Annotated in this window: 14 protein-coding genes; 2 read left to right on the forward strand and 12 right to left on the reverse strand. The window is 26.4% G+C overall.

Going from position 1 to position 17,018, the window contains the following annotated elements:
- Positions 1 to 127: 127 nt before the first annotated feature.
- From ACNSOS_RS06460 to ACNSOS_RS06475, 4 genes are read right to left on the reverse strand one after another with little or no spacing between them, the layout of a single operon-like run.
- Positions 128 to 3,214, reverse strand: coding sequence for an efflux RND transporter permease subunit (locus ACNSOS_RS06460; protein ID WP_418184635.1), 3,087 nt, complete (start codon positions 3,212 to 3,214; stop codon positions 128 to 130).
- A gap of 3 nt (positions 3,215 to 3,217) precedes the next feature.
- A complete protein-coding gene (locus tag ACNSOS_RS06465) occupies positions 3,218 to 4,219 on the reverse strand; it encodes an HlyD family efflux transporter periplasmic adaptor subunit (protein WP_418184636.1) in 1,002 nt (333 codons plus the stop codon).
- A complete protein-coding gene (locus tag ACNSOS_RS06470) occupies positions 4,216 to 5,406 on the reverse strand; it encodes a TolC family protein (RefSeq protein ID WP_418184637.1) in 1,191 nt (396 codons plus the stop codon). Before ACNSOS_RS06470 ends, ACNSOS_RS06465 begins: the two co-directional genes overlap by 4 nt.
- A complete protein-coding gene (locus ACNSOS_RS06475) occupies positions 5,406 to 5,789 on the reverse strand; it encodes a FixH family protein (protein ID WP_113909290.1) in 384 nt (127 codons plus the stop codon). The genes ACNSOS_RS06470 and ACNSOS_RS06475 overlap by 1 nt, the downstream gene beginning before the upstream one ends.
- A 152-nt stretch (positions 5,790 to 5,941) precedes the next feature.
- Between ACNSOS_RS06475 and ACNSOS_RS06480 the strand changes: the two genes are divergently transcribed.
- Complete coding sequence (locus tag ACNSOS_RS06480) at positions 5,942 to 7,321, forward strand: diguanylate cyclase (RefSeq protein ID WP_418184638.1); 1,380 nt, start codon at positions 5,942 to 5,944, stop codon at positions 7,319 to 7,321.
- 23 nt (positions 7,322 to 7,344) lie between these two features.
- Here ACNSOS_RS06480 and ACNSOS_RS06485 read toward each other — a convergent pair whose 3' ends face one another.
- Genes ACNSOS_RS06485 through ACNSOS_RS06495 form a run of 3 tightly spaced genes read right to left on the reverse strand, consistent with a single transcriptional unit; the run spans position 7,345 to position 11,431 of the window.
- Positions 7,345 to 8,697: an APC family permease gene (locus ACNSOS_RS06485; protein ID WP_418184639.1), complete on the reverse strand. Its 1,353-nt coding sequence runs from the start codon at positions 8,695 to 8,697 to the stop codon at positions 7,345 to 7,347.
- Positions 8,694 to 9,473, reverse strand: coding sequence for an SAM-dependent methyltransferase (locus tag ACNSOS_RS06490; RefSeq protein WP_418184640.1), 780 nt, complete (start codon positions 9,471 to 9,473; stop codon positions 8,694 to 8,696). The genes ACNSOS_RS06485 and ACNSOS_RS06490 overlap by 4 nt, the downstream gene beginning before the upstream one ends.
- 14 nt (positions 9,474 to 9,487) lie before the next feature.
- Positions 9,488 to 11,431 (reverse strand): TonB-dependent receptor domain-containing protein, encoded by a 1,944-nt coding sequence (locus ACNSOS_RS06495; RefSeq protein ID WP_418184641.1) that lies wholly within the window; start codon positions 11,429 to 11,431, stop codon positions 9,488 to 9,490.
- 300 nt (positions 11,432 to 11,731) lie between these two features.
- Here ACNSOS_RS06495 and ACNSOS_RS06500 point away from each other — a divergent pair, with 300 nt between their 5' ends.
- On the forward strand, positions 11,732 to 12,613 hold the full coding sequence (locus ACNSOS_RS06500; protein ID WP_418184642.1) for a DMT family transporter: 882 nt from the start codon (positions 11,732 to 11,734) through the stop codon (positions 12,611 to 12,613).
- An 8-nt stretch (positions 12,614 to 12,621) separates the two neighbouring features.
- Here ACNSOS_RS06500 and ACNSOS_RS06505 read toward each other — a convergent pair whose 3' ends face one another.
- The 5 genes from ACNSOS_RS06505 to gltX all read right to left on the reverse strand — a co-directional run bounded on the left by ACNSOS_RS06505 (position 12,622) and on the right by gltX (position 17,013).
- Complete coding sequence (locus tag ACNSOS_RS06505) at positions 12,622 to 13,395, reverse strand: AraC family transcriptional regulator (protein WP_113894583.1); 774 nt, start codon at positions 13,393 to 13,395, stop codon at positions 12,622 to 12,624.
- A gap of 71 nt (positions 13,396 to 13,466) precedes the next feature.
- On the reverse strand, positions 13,467 to 14,612 hold the full coding sequence (locus ACNSOS_RS06510; RefSeq protein ID WP_418184643.1) for a sensor histidine kinase: 1,146 nt from the start codon (positions 14,610 to 14,612) through the stop codon (positions 13,467 to 13,469).
- Positions 14,590 to 15,243: a response regulator transcription factor gene (locus tag ACNSOS_RS06515; RefSeq protein ID WP_418184644.1), complete on the reverse strand. Its 654-nt coding sequence runs from the start codon at positions 15,241 to 15,243 to the stop codon at positions 14,590 to 14,592. The genes ACNSOS_RS06510 and ACNSOS_RS06515 overlap by 23 nt, the downstream gene beginning before the upstream one ends.
- Positions 15,244 to 15,284: 41 nt before the next feature.
- Positions 15,285 to 15,551, reverse strand: coding sequence for an RNA recognition motif domain-containing protein (locus ACNSOS_RS06520; protein WP_113894581.1), 267 nt, complete (start codon positions 15,549 to 15,551; stop codon positions 15,285 to 15,287).
- A 52-nt stretch (positions 15,552 to 15,603) separates the two neighbouring features.
- Positions 15,604 to 17,013: a glutamate--tRNA ligase gene (gltX, locus tag ACNSOS_RS06525; RefSeq protein ID WP_418184645.1), complete on the reverse strand. Its 1,410-nt coding sequence runs from the start codon at positions 17,011 to 17,013 to the stop codon at positions 15,604 to 15,606.
- Positions 17,014 to 17,018 lie beyond the last annotated feature (5 nt).

Raw genomic sequence — 17,018 nt, forward strand, 5'->3', positions numbered from 1 at the left:
GGACAATTTTTACAAAAGAATTTTCAAATTTGTTAGCTAGAGTTACTTTTTATAACAAACATAGTATTTTCTTGATTGTAAATTTGTAAATTGGGATAGGTTGTTTTATAACATTCCTATCCCTTTTTTATATATTTTTTCTATAAATAATATAAAATATTGTAGGTATAACAACAAGTGTTAAAATAGTTGAACTTATCATCCCACCTATCATAGGAGCTGCAATTTTTTGCATAACTTCACTTCCTATACTATTTATGTACATAATAGGTATTAATCCACCAAATATAGCAAAAAGTGTCATAAGTTTTGGTCGAAGTCTCAAAACAGCTCCGTGATAAATGGCATCTTTCAACTCTTTATCACTATATTTTTCAACTTTCTTTTTTAAATCTTTTATTGCCACATCAAGATATACAAGCATAACTATTGAAGTTTCAGCTGCAACTCCTAAAAGTGCTAGAAAACCTACAACAACAGCAATAGAAATATTATACCCTAAAAACTCAAGATAAAATATCCCACCACTTATTGCAAATGGAAGAGTAAAAAATATTATCAAAGTGTATGTCAAATTTTTCAAAGCTAGATATATCAAAACAAAGATAAACATCAAAACTATCGGTATAATCATCTGTAATTTTTGCATAGCAAGTTCTAAAAATTCACTCTGTCCTGACCACTCAAAATAGTATCCAGTTGGTAGATTTAATTCTGACAAAAGTTCATTTGCTTTATCTTTATACTCTTTGATAGAGTAGTCTGTTTTAGGACTTATATAAACATAAGCAACTTTTAGAGCTTTTTCAGACTGAATAATAGAAGCTGACTCTTCATAATTTAAAGTAGCAAATAGTTTTAAAGGTTTATATCCTAGTTTTGTTTTAATTTGAAGATTTTGTAAAGCTTCAATATTTTCTCTTTGTTGTGCTTCAAATCTTAAACTTATAGGATATCTTTCTAATTTATCTAAAAATAGTGATAATTGCTCTGCTCCTACTCCTAAAGATAGAGTTTGTAACACATCATCTTTTGTTATTTCATATCTTGATATTGCTTCTTCATCTAAAACTATATTTAGATAATATCCTTGATTTATCTTATCTGCACTTACACTCATAGTTCCTTCATGCTGTTTTAGAATAGTTTCTATTTTTGAGCTCTCTTCTTGTAAGACTTGTAAATCATTTCCATATAGTTTTATCCCTAAAGGTGTTCGAATACCTGTTAAAAGCATATCAATTCTACCTTTTATAGGATATGTCCAAGAGTTTATAAGACCTTTAATTTGAAGTTTTTTATCCATCTCATCTATTAACTTTTTGTATGTCATTCCTTCTCTCCACTCATTTTGTGGTTTAAAAGTTATGATTGTTTCAAGCATAGCAAGTGGTGCAGGGTCTGTTGCTGTTGCAGCTCGTCCAGCTTTTGCAAAAGAGTTTTCTACTTCTGGAAAAGATTTTATAACCATATTTGTTTTTTGTGCTAACTCTTTAGCTAAATCAACTCCTATTCCATAAGGAGTTACTGGCATATACATAAAAGTTGCTTCATTTAATGTAGGCATAAATTCCCATTTTTGTTTTGAGTAAGTATAAATTGATGTTACAAAAATAGCTAAAAAAAGTGCTAAAATAAAATATCTAAACTTTAAAGAAAATCTTAATATTGGCGAGTAAAGTCTTATAAAAAATCTATTTAATATATTTTTATCTTCACTTATGATTTTACCTTTTATAAAATATATCATCAAAATAGGAACAACTGTAATAGATAGTATTGCTCCACTAAACATAGCAAAAGTTTTTGTAAAAGCTAATGGAGAAAATAATTTACCTTCTTGACCACTTAAAGCAAAAATTGGTAAAAACGAAACTACAACCAAAAGTAGGGCAAAGAAAATAGGGCGACCAACTTGTTTTGCTGATTTTATAATTATCTCTATTCTTTCATTTTTAGAAATATTTTCTTTTTCTTGTAGATGTTTATGTGCATTTTCTACCATAACAATAGTTGCATCAACCATCGCTCCTATTGCTATTGCAATACCACCCAAACTCATAATATTTGAACCAATACCAAATAGTTTCATAAGTAAAAAACTCAAAATAACAGTCAATGGTAGAGTTATGATAATAATCAACGCACTTCTAAAATGGAATAAAAATAGAGCAACTATAAGCATAACTATCAAAGATTCTTCAATCAAAGTCCGTTTTAAAGTGTCAATGGCACTAGAGATTAAAGAAGTTCTATCATAAACTTCTACTATTTCTACATCATCAATTTTTAAAGTTTCAAGCTTTGCTTTAACTCTTTGTATCACATCGTAAACATCTGCACCATATCTTGTTACAACTATTCCTCCAACTGTTTCACCTTCACCATTTAATTCAGCAACTCCTCTTCTATCAAGAGAAGTAATATTAACTTGGGCAATATCTTTTACTTTTAGTGGAACATTATTTAAAGTTTTTATAGTGATATTTTCAATATCTTTTTTTGATTTTAAATATGCTCTAGCACTTATTATTCTCTCATAACCATTTTCTAGTAAAATTCTTGCTCCACTATCATTATTGTTTTTTTCAAGAGCTTCTTTTATTTCATTTATACTTAAATCATATTGCACAACTTTGTCTTGATTTAAAGTGATCTCATAATTTCTTACAAATCCACCAACTGAAGCAACTTCACTAACACCATCAACACCTAAAAGACCATATTTAAAAAAGTAATCTTGCAAAGTTCTAAGTTCATCTAAACTTCTATTATTTGATTTTAAAGCATATTCATAAGCCCAACCAACTCCAGAAGCATCTGGTCCTAGTTTCACTTTTGCTAATGATGGAAATGTTCCTTGTAAAGTTGAAAGTTGTTCTAAAATCCTACTTCTTGCATCATATAAATCATATCCATCTTTAAAAATCACATATATCATTGATGTTGAAAAAGAACTCATAGCTCTTATAGTTTCAATATTTGGTAAACTCATAAGATTTGAAATAAGCGGATATGAAATCTGTTCTTCTATGGTTTTAGCACTTTGATTTGCCCATTCGACTTCTATTATCACTTGATTTGCTGATAAATCTGGAATTGCATCTAAACTTGTATTTTTTATAGCCCAAATAGAAGTAAAAGCCAATAAGAAAGTGATAAATAAGACAATAAAACGATTTTTTACACTTAAATCTATAATTTTTTCAACCATTTTCTACCACTCATCGCTAGATTTTGTTTCATACAATCTATTTGTCATAGCATCTGCATCAAATAAGAATAGGGCATTGTTTATTACCTCATCATTTTCATTAAGACCTGAAACAATCTCATACTTATCGCTAGATACTCTTTTTGCTTCTATATTTTTTGGTTCAAACTCGCCTTTTTCTTTTGGAATAAAAACATAAAAACTATCTTCTTTTTTTATAACTGCTGTTGAAGGAAGTATTAAAACTTCTGTTTTATCTTTATAAACTTCAACTTTTCCAAACATAGATGGTAAAATATTCAACTCTTGGTTTGATAAAACAAATCTTACATCAACTGTTTTGTTGTCATTAAATACTGGATAAATAAATTCTATTTTTGATGATATAGAGTTTTGTACTCCATCAAATCTTATATTTGCATTCATTCCTGTTTTTAAAAATGCTAAATCTTCTTGATAAACAGAAGCTATAAACCAAAGCTCATCCAAAGAAGCTATTTTGAAAAGAACTTCACCTTTTTGTATGTAACTATTGTTGTTGATATTTTTCTCTATTATTACGCCATTTATTGGGGAACTTACAGATATTCCACTATTTGTTATTTTGTCATTTTTAATTTTGTCTTGTTCACTTTTTGAGATATCAAAATTATCTAGTTTTGAAATAGCACTTTTATAAATATTGTTATTCAACTCTTTTGCTATTTGTATCTCTTTTTGAATAGAGTTTATTTCAGATGAATAAATACTATATAAAGGTTCGCCTTTTTTTATACTAATATAATTCTTATTCGCATTTAAATATGTAATATATCCATCAAATCTACTTACAATATCAAATGTTTTGCTTTCATCTATTTTTGTAATTCCATAAAAAGATTTTGACTCTTTTACAAACTCTTTTTTAACTTTTGTTTTTTCTATATTAAATAACTGCTTTGCATCTATTGGATTTGCATTTAAACCAATAGCTATAAAAGAGATAAAAAATATCAGATTTTTCATATTGTGCCTTTGTTTGAATAGTATATAAGTTCGCTATAATTTTCAAAATATTTTGCTAACTCTTCATTTGCTTTTATTTCATAATCAATTAATTCATTTAGATTATTTATACTCTCTTCTAAATTAGCTTTTTCAAATATCGTACTATTTTCTAAAACCTTTTGAAGTTTGAGTTTTAAGGGGATTATTCGTTCTTGTATGATTTTATAATTTTGTTTGCTTTTTTCTAAATTATTTAAATATATCTTTGTTTGTAGTTTTAAATTATGTATTTGACTTTTTTGTCTATCATTTGTTTCATTTGCATTTAAATTTGCTTTTAATTTATTTATATTTTCTGTTTTATATATCGGTAATGGCATACCAATACTAACATTTGCATAATCTTGGTCTTTATTTTGCATATACTCTAAACTCAAAGTAATTGATGAGAATTTCTTTGATTCTTCAAGCTTTGCATAATCTTTATATCTTTGATTTGTAAGTTCCAAAATCTTTATTTGTGGATGAGTATAAAAACTCTCTTCTTCAATTGTTTTATCGATATCTTTTAACTCTAAATCACCATTTAAATTGTCAATTCTTACGTAAGTTATTATCTCTAAATTTAAGTATAAATTTTCTATTGTTGTTTTAAGTTCATTTATTTGTATATCTATATCATATTTAGATATTTGTGTATTTAAAACATCATTAAAATTTGCTTTTTCATACTTATATAGTTTTGAATATAGATTTTCTAATTTATCTTGATTCTTTTTGTACTCTTCTAAGAGTTTTAATCTATTCTCTAAAATCAAAATATTGTATGAATACGAATATATTTTTGACTCTAGTTCTAATCTTTTATCTTCTAAAAGTATCTCTTGTATATCTTTATCTTTTTTAGCAATACTCTCTTCAATATCAAGTCTATTTCCAATAGGAATAGCTTGACTTATCTCGACTCCATACTCTTTTTGGTCATTTAAATAGTTTTTGTTTAGCATTATCATATTTGTTTTAAACTCTAACATAGGATTTTCCCAATTCTTTGCTAGTTTTATTTGATAATTTGCAACTTCAATAGATTTTTCAAGCCCTTTTAAATCATAATTTTTTGAAAAACTACTATTTACTAGCTCTTCTATTGAAGTTGCACTCAAAGAACTTATGATGATGCTTAAAACAAAAACTACCCTTTTCATTAGAAACTTACACTACTTTTAATAGAGTGCACTTTGTCATCAGAAGTTTTAAATCTAAGATGATATTGCCAAGTTCCATCCATACAAAAATTGATTATGAATTTATATTGATTTGCTTCAAAAGCACCTTCTCCATCATGATCCATATATGGCATACCTGGCATTTCAGGCATAAAAAATTTCACTCTTAGTTCAGCACCTTCTACTATTTTCCCATCTTTTGTGATTTTAGTAAAAAATTCGTTACTTCCAACACTCAAATCTCTTTTACTAACTAACTCTACACTATAACCATCTACTTCAAACTTCTCATTTAAAGAATTTGCATTTAAAAAAGTAGCTGTTAAAAATAGTGCTATAAACACTTTAAATATATTTCTCATATTTATCCTTTATTTTTAATATATGAAAATCTATCTAAAGTTTTGTGTAGTTTGTGTGGAGAATTCTTTTATTTAATAAACTAACTATTATAATATAATAATAAATTTTGTTCCTAGAATTTTAATATAATGTCTTAATTAAAGGATATTCAATGAATACAGTTATCCAAATAAAAGAGTTCTCTTATCTAATCAGAGTAAATAAAAGTAAAATTGTTGATACTTGGCTAGAAAATCAATTGGTTAAGGATATATTTTTGGCACATCAATTGGTTTTAAATGAAGAACACAAAAAAGTTTTCTATGATATTTTTGAATCTATTATAGGTTCAATGAAATGGGAATTAAGTATTTCTGATTCTTCAATTAATGGTAGGTTTTTAAAAATTTTAAGTACCTCATCTTTCAGTACAAATGATTTTTTTACTCTTTTTATGTCTTTGAAGAACTCTCTTATATTATTCTTTAATTTGGAAGGGTTACTATCATTCAAGCTTTTAAAAGATATTGAAAATAACTTTTTGGAAATTACAAAAGAACTTTTTATAATATATGAACAAATGAATGATTTAGAATCTATTCCAAAAGATGATAATACAAATCTACTAAATGAATATAAAAAAGCTGTTGATTTAAGTACCATAGTATCTAAAACAAATCCAAAAGGGATTATAACTTATGTAAATGACAAATTTTGTGAAATTTCAGGTTATAGTAGAGAAGAATTGATTGGAAAACCTCACAATATCGTAAGACATCCATCTATGCCCAGTCATACTTTTCAAGACTTATGGACTACAATTAAAAGTAAAAAAACTTGGAATGGATTAATAACTAATTTAAGAAAAGATGGTAGAAGCTATACAGTAAATTCTACAATGGTTCCTATTTTAGATATAGATGGCGATATTGTAGAATTCATAGCTATAAGAAGTGATGTAACAGATTTTGAACAAGCAAAAGAACAATTAAGTAATTTGAATAAAGCTATGAAACATAAAGTAGATGAACTTTATTCTATGGCTCAAACTTTAGAGCAACAAGCATCTATTGATGTTTTAACAGGTGTATTTAATCGATCTAAATTTGAAGAGTTTTTTGAATTTGAGATGCAAAAATCAAGAATGCAAAGAACTAAATTAAGCATTATTTTATTAGATATTGATGATTTTAAAAATATTAATGATAATTTTGGACATGATATTGGTGATGAAATATTAAAATCTATTACAAAACTTATTTCTTTAAATATAAGAGCAACAGATACTCTTTCTCGATGGGGAGGAGAAGAGTTTGTTATTTTACTTCCAGGAACTCATCTTGAACAAGCAAAGATAGTTGCAAATAATATTAGAAAAAGAATAAATGAATATGAGTTTGGTTTAACGCCTAATAAAACTACTTGTAGTTTTGGAGTTGCAACATCTAATGATGCAGACACTAAAGAAAGCCTATTTAAAAGAGTAGATACTGTTTTATACAAGGCTAAAAATAGTGGTAAAAATATTGTTATTGGGGAAGATGAAATTTAAATAGATTTTTAAAATACAAAAATCTATTTTATTTTATAATAAATCATCACTCCAATTAAAATAGTTAATAACCCAAAAATAGAAATAATTGGTCGGCTAATAAATGAAAAAATTATAATTCCTATATTTGCTAGAATAAAAATAAGTGGCAAATATGGATACCACAAAGTTTTATATGGTCGTTGGAAATTTGGTTTTTGAACTCTTAATTTTATCAAACCTATGACTGTAAGCATAGAAGCTAAAGATAATGTAAAACCAATATATATTAATAAACTCTCAAATGTTGCTGTTAAAATCATAATTATTGCAATAATTGCTTGTAAAATTATAGCTTGAACTGGTGTGTTTCTTTTTTCGCAAACTCTTTTAAATCTTTGAAAAAATAGTCCATCTTCTGCCATTGCATAATAAACTCTTGGTCCAGCCATAATCATAGCACTTACAACAGATAAAAGCCCAAAAGAGATAGCTAAAGATATGATTGAACCAATTTTATTTCCAAAGAGTGCATTTGATGCTTGTGTTGCAACTTGCAAAACTCCAGTCATTTCATCTATACTTAAAGCATAAATATATACAAAATTTAAAAGCATATATAAAATTATTACAAAAATAGTTCCTATTAAAAGAGCTAAAGGAAGATTTTTTTGTGGATTTTTTATCTCTGCTCCTAAATATGAAGCTGCATTCCAACCACTATAAGCAAAAGAGATAAAAATAAGTGAAATAGCAAAATGTGTCCATGATATAGAAAAATCATCTCCAAGTAAAGTTGTAGTCACTCTTGAAAAATCACCATTTCCAAAAGTAAATCCACCAATTATAAGTATTAAAATAAATACAATTTTAAATATTGTTAAAAAATTTTGTACATTTGAACCAAGTTTTACACTATGATAATGAATATATGAAAAAAGTATTACACAGGCTATTGCTATAAAAGAGATTAAATTAAGAGTTAAAATTTCATATTCAAAAATAGTAAAACTAAACCAAGTCTTTTCCTGATTTCCTAATAAATATGTAGCAAAAGCAATAGAAGCTGCTGCAATTGGAGCAGAAAATCCTACTACTAAAGATATCCAACCAGAAACAAAAGCAGGAAGTTTTCCAAAACTCTCTTTTAAATAGGCATATTCTCCACCTGCTTTTGGAAACATTGCCCCAAGTTCTGCATAACTAAATGCTCCAATTAGAGCAAAAAGTCCACCTAAAAACCAACAAAGCATTAGTAAAGAGTAACTATTTAATTCTGTGATTATAAATCCTGAAGTTGTAAAAACTCCAGTTCCTACCATATTGGCAATAACCAATATAGTAGCTGACATTAATCCAATATCTCTTTTTAAATTTCCATTTTCAGAAGTTCTCATTTAAGAAAATCACCTACATAAACCAAATGATTAAAAGGTAGTTTTTCAGTAACTTTCTCTTTTATAGTACCAAGTGTTGCAATAATAACTTTTTCTTTATCCTTAGAACCAGCATTTATTACAATAGCAATCCCAGTATCTTTTGAATATAAAGTATTTAAGTGGTCAATAAATTTATCAAACTCTCTATCCATAAAAAAAACAAGTGTTGATTTTGAATCTGCTAATGTTGAAATTAATTTATTTTTATCACTTCCAATAGTTAAAGTAACACCACTTGCATCTTTTATTCCACCAATAATTGCTGTTTGAAGTGCTGCATTTGCAGCATTAAAGCTTGACATTCCTGGAATAATTTTTGGATTTAACTCTTTAAATTCTTTCAAAAAACTTATTTGTGGTCCATAAATAGTTGGGTCACCATTTTCTATTAAAACAATTTTTTTGTTCGCTTTATATCCATTTAAAACTATTTTTTTAGTTTCAATTTTTAGTTGTTCTAGCTCCTCTTTTTTCATTTTTGTATTATCCATATTTGCAAAAATACCATGTCCAGCTTTATAAACTGGCTTATTTCCAATTAAAGAACTATATTCACCAGCTTTTCCATCCATTGTAAAGAAAATATCTGCTTCTTTTATAGCGTTATATGCTTTTATCGTCATATTATCTAAATCACCAACTCCAGCACTTACTATTGATAATTGTCCATTTGCAAAAAGAGAACTTGAAGCTATTATACTTCCAACTATAATTTTTTTAATATTTTTTAACATTTTATTTATCCTCATTAAAATTTATATTTTAGAGATACTCGAACATCTCTTCCAGCTTCACCAACTGCTTCACCATTTGCAACCATAGATGTATGTGAAGCATAATCTTTATCAAATAAATTATTAACGGCTAAAGAAAAAGTTAAATTCTTAAACTCTTGAGGTGTAAATGAAGCATTTAAATTGTGAATTACATATCCTGCTTTATTATTTACATTATCATTTGAAGGATTATCATTTTTTAATTGTCCAAGAATTTGATAACCAAACCCTAAATTTTTACTAACATCGTAATCAAAATTTGCAATAATTCTATCTCCATAACTTCCAGCTGTTCTTCTTACTGCACCATCAATTTCCGTTCCATCTTGTTTTACTTTTGCATGAGCATAGCTTATAGAAGAATTAAAATTATTTATTTGATATCCAACTTTAGCTTCGATACCTTTTGATTCAATATCTGGAAAATTGTTTATAACAAGTGGTGACATTCCTCCACCAACTCTTGAAATAGGATTTTTAATATTTGTTTCAAAAAATGATAATTTAAAATGTAGATTATCTTCATTTGCAAGAATATCATTAAAATCAAGTTTTGTTCCTACTTCATATTTTTCAGATTCTTGAGCTTTTAAATCTCCATTTACTGAACCATTAAATGTTGGTACTTTATTATCAGTTAGCCAACCAATAGGAACTGTATTTGAAGAACTAACAGTTTCTCCCCAACCAGCAAAAACTGATATATTATCTGTTATAAAATATTCAGCATTAATATTTGGAGATACTTTATCTCCACTAAATTTTTTATTTGCAATAGTTTGTTCATAATCATCATATCTAGCACCAAAAGATAAATTAAAACTATTAAATATCATTCTATTTTGTACAAATAAACCTCTATTCTCATCTTTTACTTTTCTATTAAACCCTTGTGATTCACCCTTATTTTCTTCATAATCAACACCAACTGTTAATTCATTTTTTAAAGTATCGTTTCCAAAAGAAAAAGTATTCCTTAAGTCTGCACCTTTTGTTTCATTTGAATATTTTGTAGAAGTATCCAATCTTTGTAAATCTTGATCATTTTTATATAATTTCAATCCTAAATCTACTAAATCATTTGGATTAAATCCATAATTTAAAACTGATGTTTTTCTTTTTACCTTTTGTGGTACAGCTTCATTTTCATCTATTAAATATCCCATATCACTACCAGTTGAGCCAAACTTATAAAGTCCTTCTTGAGTATTTTGTTCATGGCTTACTCTTAAACTATGATTTGCTAAATCAATCATACTTAATTTTACTAGGTAATTTTTAACTTCTTCTGCTGAACCTAAAACCTCTTTGCCACTACCAGTTTTAAAATTTTCACTATCTGATTTATTCCCATAAATCAAAAGCCCAATATTATTATCCAATTTCCCATATAAAGCTAGAGAATTTTTGTAAGAGTCATCAATACTTCCTAAAGTAGTTTTTATAAATGCTCCATAATTTTTTCCATCTTCTAATAAATCTTGAGCATCAACTGTTTCAAATCTAATACTACCACCCAAGTTCCCAGAACCTTGATCTGCAAAAGAAACTCCAGCATTTACACTAACAGATTTTAAAATATCTGTGTCTATACTTGATAATCCACCTCTATGTTGATGTAAATCTTTACTCTGTTTTGCACCATCAATAGTAATGTTTGTTAATGCTTCACTTATACCTCTTATATACAATCTTTTTGCATTTGGACTTCCTCCTGCAATATCTATACTAGCATCTTGCTTTAACAATTCAGAAATATTTTTTGGTTGAGTTTTCATAGATTCTTTAAAATCAAAATTTGTTTCTGATTTCTCAACTATACTAACTGTATCTAGTTTTGTAGTTTCATTGGCACTTAATTGTATCCCGCTAGTAGTAAGAATTGTTACAACAGACATTGCTAATCTTATTTTCATACTTAATCCTTTAAATTAAAATTTCGAAATAGGTTTTTAGGAAACCTTATTTATCAAAGTTTAATAATTATTATTAAAACAATGATTATGGAATTCTATTAACTTAATATTAATACAATATTAACAATACTTATTTTTAATATATTATTTTTATTTATAATTAGTACAACCCATCATATTATCAGAGATTATATTGTCTTAGCTTTTTTTTTAATTTCCTTTATCTGCAATATTGTTCTATACAAAATATTTTCTAAATTATATAATCCACCTTTTAAATTAAAAAACAAAAGGTGATTTATGTCTAAATATATACCATTTATTTTATTCTGGACTCTTGGGATAATTTGGGGTGCAAATTTTATATATATGAAATGGTCAAGTGATTATTTAAGTGCAACTCAAATTGTTTTAATAAGGGTATTATTTGGTTTTATTCCAGTTTCTTTATATGCTTATTATTTAAAAGTTTTAAAAATAAAACACTTAAAATATAGTTTTCATTTTTTTATAATGTCACTACTAGGAACTTCAATATACTATTTTTTCTATGTAAAAGGTTCTGCATTACTTTTATCAGGTGTTGCAGGAGCAGTAAGTGGAACTATTCCTCTATTTACTTTTATTCTTGCTACTATTTTTATAAAAGAGCAAAAAGTAACTCTTTCTTTGATTTTAGGTATTTTAATAGGATTTTCTGGAGTTATTCTTATCTCAAAACCTTATAATAGTAACTTATTTGAAACAAATCTTGAAGGTATAATATATATTCTTTTAGGCTCATTTATTTTAGCTTGTTCTTTTGTTTATGCCAAAAAATTTGTATCACCCTTAAATATTCATTTTGCAGCACTTACAACATACCAATTAGGTTTTGCATTTATGCTCTTAGCTTTTATTACTGATTTTAGTGGAATTACAAATATTTTATCAGATAGTCATACATTTTATGGACTAATAATAGGGCTTGGGCTTTTAGGAACAGGAATAACAACTATTCTTTACTACTATTTAATTCAAATTATTGGTCCAGTAAGAGCATCTTCAGCAACATATATTCCACCTGCTGTTGCACTTTTTATTGCATACTTTTTAATAAATGAAAATATAACTTTTGTAGATTTAATAGGAACTATTTTAATATTTTCTGGAGTATTTTTGATAAATAAAAAAAGAGCTTAAACTCTTTTTTATCTATCAATTGAAGAGATATATTCAAAAGGTGTTATTCCATAAACTCTTTTAAAATGTCTATTAAAATGAGAAAGGTCTGAAAAACCAAACTCTACAATAGCCCCATATAAGTCCTTTTTAGAATCAAGATATTTTCTTGCATGATTTAATTTTGTATTTAAAAAATATTGATAAGGTGTAAAGCCTGTATTTGCCTTGAATTTTCTAATAAATTGAAACTTTGAAATATTAAATTCATTTGATATTTGCTCAATATTGAGTATATTTTCTATTTCATAGTAAATCATCTCTTTTGATTTTTCTATAAAATCTTTCTCTTTTTTGCTATTAAAAATAAAATCTTTTTTACTAAAATTATCTACCACATTTAAAAATAGTTCACTACAAAAAAGTTCATCTTTTTGCGTTAATATCGCATTTGAAAGATTTAGAATATCTTGTTTTAATTTATCATTATAAATTATTGGAGAATCAAACTTGATAATATTTTTTTGTTCTAAACCTTCTAAAACTAACTGTGGTTTTATAAGTAATAATACATAATCACAACTACCACTTTTGCTTTCATGTATTTGTTCTGGATTAAAAAGTGTGATTCCATTTTTGTAAGAAGTAAGAGAAAAACCTTCTAGTTGATAATTTTGCTCTCCTTTTAAAGTAACTGCTAAAGAGTATTCTTCATGAGAATGTTTTTTAAGAGTAAGCTTGTTTACACTTGCTTTTAATGCTGTAATTCCTAACTTGTTTTTATATACAAATCTATCTTCCAATATAAATCACTTTCATATTTTCTAAATTATACATTTTAAAAAACTTTTCGGATAGGATATTATTGCAATAATTAAAGATTTAATTTAAAAATTGTTCCTTGATTTTCATCAGATTCAACTTCTATTTTTATATTATAATTCTTACATATCATATTTACAATATTCAACCCTAAACCAAAGCCACCACTTTGGTTTGTAGCTCGATAATATCGTTTAAAAATATCTTTTATTTTTGTTTTATCTATTCCTATTCCACTATCTTTTACTATTAACATTCTATCTTTTAAAATAACTTCAATTTGCCCATCTATCTTATTGTATTTTATTGCATTTGAAAAAAGATTATTGAAAAGTCTTATAAAATCATCTTTATTTATTTCATAATAAAACTCATCTAAATTCAAATCTATAATTAACTTTTTTCTTATAATCATTGGTTCAAAATTTGCTATCTCTTCTTTTATAATTTGAGAGATTTCGAGCTTTTCTATACTCTTGTTTTGTATTTTTTCTAAAAATATATATGTTAAATCTTTGTATATCTCACTTATTCTTTTTGCACTAAATTTTATTCTTTCAAGCTGTTTTTGAGTCAAATTTTCACTGTTACTCGACATTATCAAAGCACTTATTGGAGTATTTAATTCATGTGTAGTATCTTTGATAAAATTATTCAATCTCTGTCTTTCATCTTTGATTGGTTTTAAAAATAATTTTGCCAAATACCATCCAACAAGAGCTATAATTGAGTAAAATATTAAAAAAATGCCTATAATATTTAGAGTTAATTTTGATATTTTTTCTTTTAAACTATTATCTTTTAGAACTATATACCAAATTCCTAAATGCCCAACAGCTGAACTATCGACAATAATTAACTTATCTTTATCTTGATAAAAATTTAAAGAAAAATCAAAACTATCCTTTAAACTTCCAAATAATAACTTTTGATTCATATCATAAAATGACATTTCATAGTCATTCAAATATCTACTTTTATCAAAATCTAAATTTGTCATATGTGAAATAATTATCTCATTTGAAGCTTTTGATACGACATTTTGCATATTGGATTTTGCTAAATCTATATATAATATTTTCTCATTTTGATAATAAAAAAATGTTGCAAGTAGCATCAATATAAAAGAAGAGCCTAAATAAAGTCCTAAAAAGCTAAAAAAACTTTTCTTTTCACTAGAAGTTAAGTCTATAACCAACTCCTCTTATATTCAAAATTTTATCTTCACCTAAAATTTTTCGTAAATTCTTTATATAAGTTCGTATTGTTGAACTATCAACATTATCTTCATAACTATATATATTTGTAATAAGCTCATCAATACTTACTATTTTTGATGAATTTGTAAATAAATATTGTAGAACTTCACACTCTTTTTTAGATAAATTGTATATTTTATCATTTTTTATAATCTGGTAATTTTGTAAATCCAAATATATATTTTCACTTATCTTTGTTTTTAAATCTATATTAAAAAGCCTTTTTATATTATTTATTCGCAAATTAAGTTCTTTTAATTCAAAAGGTTTTCTAATATAATCTTCACATCCACTTTCAAACCCTTTTTGCATATCTTCTACCATACTAAGTGATGTTATAAATATTGCTGGTGTTTTTATATTGTGATTTCTAAGTTCTTTTAATAATTCAAATCCATTTAAATCTGGCACATTCACATCAAGTATTAGTAAATCAAAATTTTGAGAATACAAATAATCTTGAGCTTCATTTGAACTAAAGGTTGTGACAACTGTGTGATTTTGTGTGATTAGATGTTCTTGTAAGATTTCATTTAAAATTAAATCATCTTCAAGGAGTAAAATTTTCATTTTAGAAAGTTTAGTGATGTAAAAACATCACTAAATCATTTTTAGAATCTTCTTCTTGGTTTTTCTTCTCTTGGTTGAGCTTCATTAACTCTTAAAGTTCTACCTTCAGTTTCTTTACCATTTAAAGCTTCGATTGCTTCTTGTCCAGCAGATTGCTCAGCCATTTCAACAAATGCAAAACCTTTTGATCTTCCTGTTTCTCTATCCATTATAACTTTTGCACTTTTAACTGCACCAAACTTAGCAAACATTGCTTCAACTTCATTATCATTCATTCTGTATGATAAATTACCTACGTAAATATTCATAATTCTTATCCTTTGAAAAAGTTAGATATTATGCCTTAATATTTTTCAATAATCAAGTGTTTTGAAAATTTTTTTCCAAAGCTTTTGAAATTCGTGAAAATACTTCATCAAATCCTAAGATAAAAATTATGTCATAAACTGATGGTGCTTGCGTTCCACCCGTGATTGCTATTCGTATTGGTTGAAAAAGTTGTGGAAATTTTAAACCTTGTTCTTCTATAAAAGGTTTTGTAAAATTTTCTATTTTTTCTACACTATTTAAAGAATTTTTATTCTCTTTTAGTAAATTTATATATTTTTCTAATATTTCTTTTGTATCTTCTTTAACAAATTTTTTAACTCCAGCTTCATCATAAGAGCTTGGAATATTTAAAATATCTTCAATTGATTTTTTTAATTCTACTAAAGTATTTGCTCTTTGTTTTGCTAAATTCAATAAATCATCTTTTTTCTCTACATTTGACAAATCTAAATCAAAAAACTTTAACTCTTTTTCCAATCTTTCATTTGAAGTTTTTTTAATATATTCACCATTTAACCATAAAAGCTTTTCTGCATTGTACGCTGATGCTGATTTATTGATATTTGAAGGATCAAATAGTTTTAACATCTCTTCCATTGAAAATATCTCTTGATCTCCATTTGACCAACCAAGTCTTACTAAAAAGTTTAATAATGCTTCTGGTAAATATCCCAATCTTTTATAATCCATAACATCCATAGCACCATCTCTTTTTGATAGTTTTTTACCTTCTGGATTATTGATCATAGGAACATGATAAAATTTTGGAATTTTAAAACCTAAAGCTTCATAAATTACTATTTGTTTTGGAGTATTTGATAAATGATCATCTCCTCTTATAACATCTGTCATCTCCATCAAAGCATCATCTATTGTTACAACAAAATTGTATGTTGGCATTCCATTGCTTCTTGCTATTACAAAATCATCAACAAACGAAGATTCAAATTTCATAGCACCTTTTACTCCATCAAGAAACTCAATAGTTCCATCTTTTGGAGCTTTTATTCTAATAACTGGTTCAACTCCAGCTGGAATTTCTGGCAAAGTTTTCCCATCTTCAGGTCGCCAAGTTCCATCATATCTTGGTGTTTGTTTTGCTGCTTCTTGTGCTGCTCGTAAAGTATCAAGTTCTTCTTTACTCATATAGCATTTATAAGCTTTTCCACTATCTAACAATTTATTTATATACTCTTTATATATCTCTGTTCTTTTTGATTGATATTCAACTTCTCCATCATAACTTAATCCAACCCAATCAAAAGCTTCAATTATAGCTTTTAATGCATCTTGACTGTTTCTTTCTAAATCTGTATCTTCAATTCTTAGTCTAAAAACTCCATCATTTTTTCTAGCCCATAGATAACTATATAATGAAGTTCTTAATCCTCCAATATGTAAATATCCCGTTGGACTTGGGGCAAATCTTGTAACTGTCATAATCT

This window comes from Aliarcobacter vitoriensis (genome assembly GCF_048320235.1).
In the GTDB taxonomy this organism is placed as follows: domain Bacteria; phylum Campylobacterota; class Campylobacteria; order Campylobacterales; family Arcobacteraceae; genus Aliarcobacter; species Aliarcobacter vitoriensis.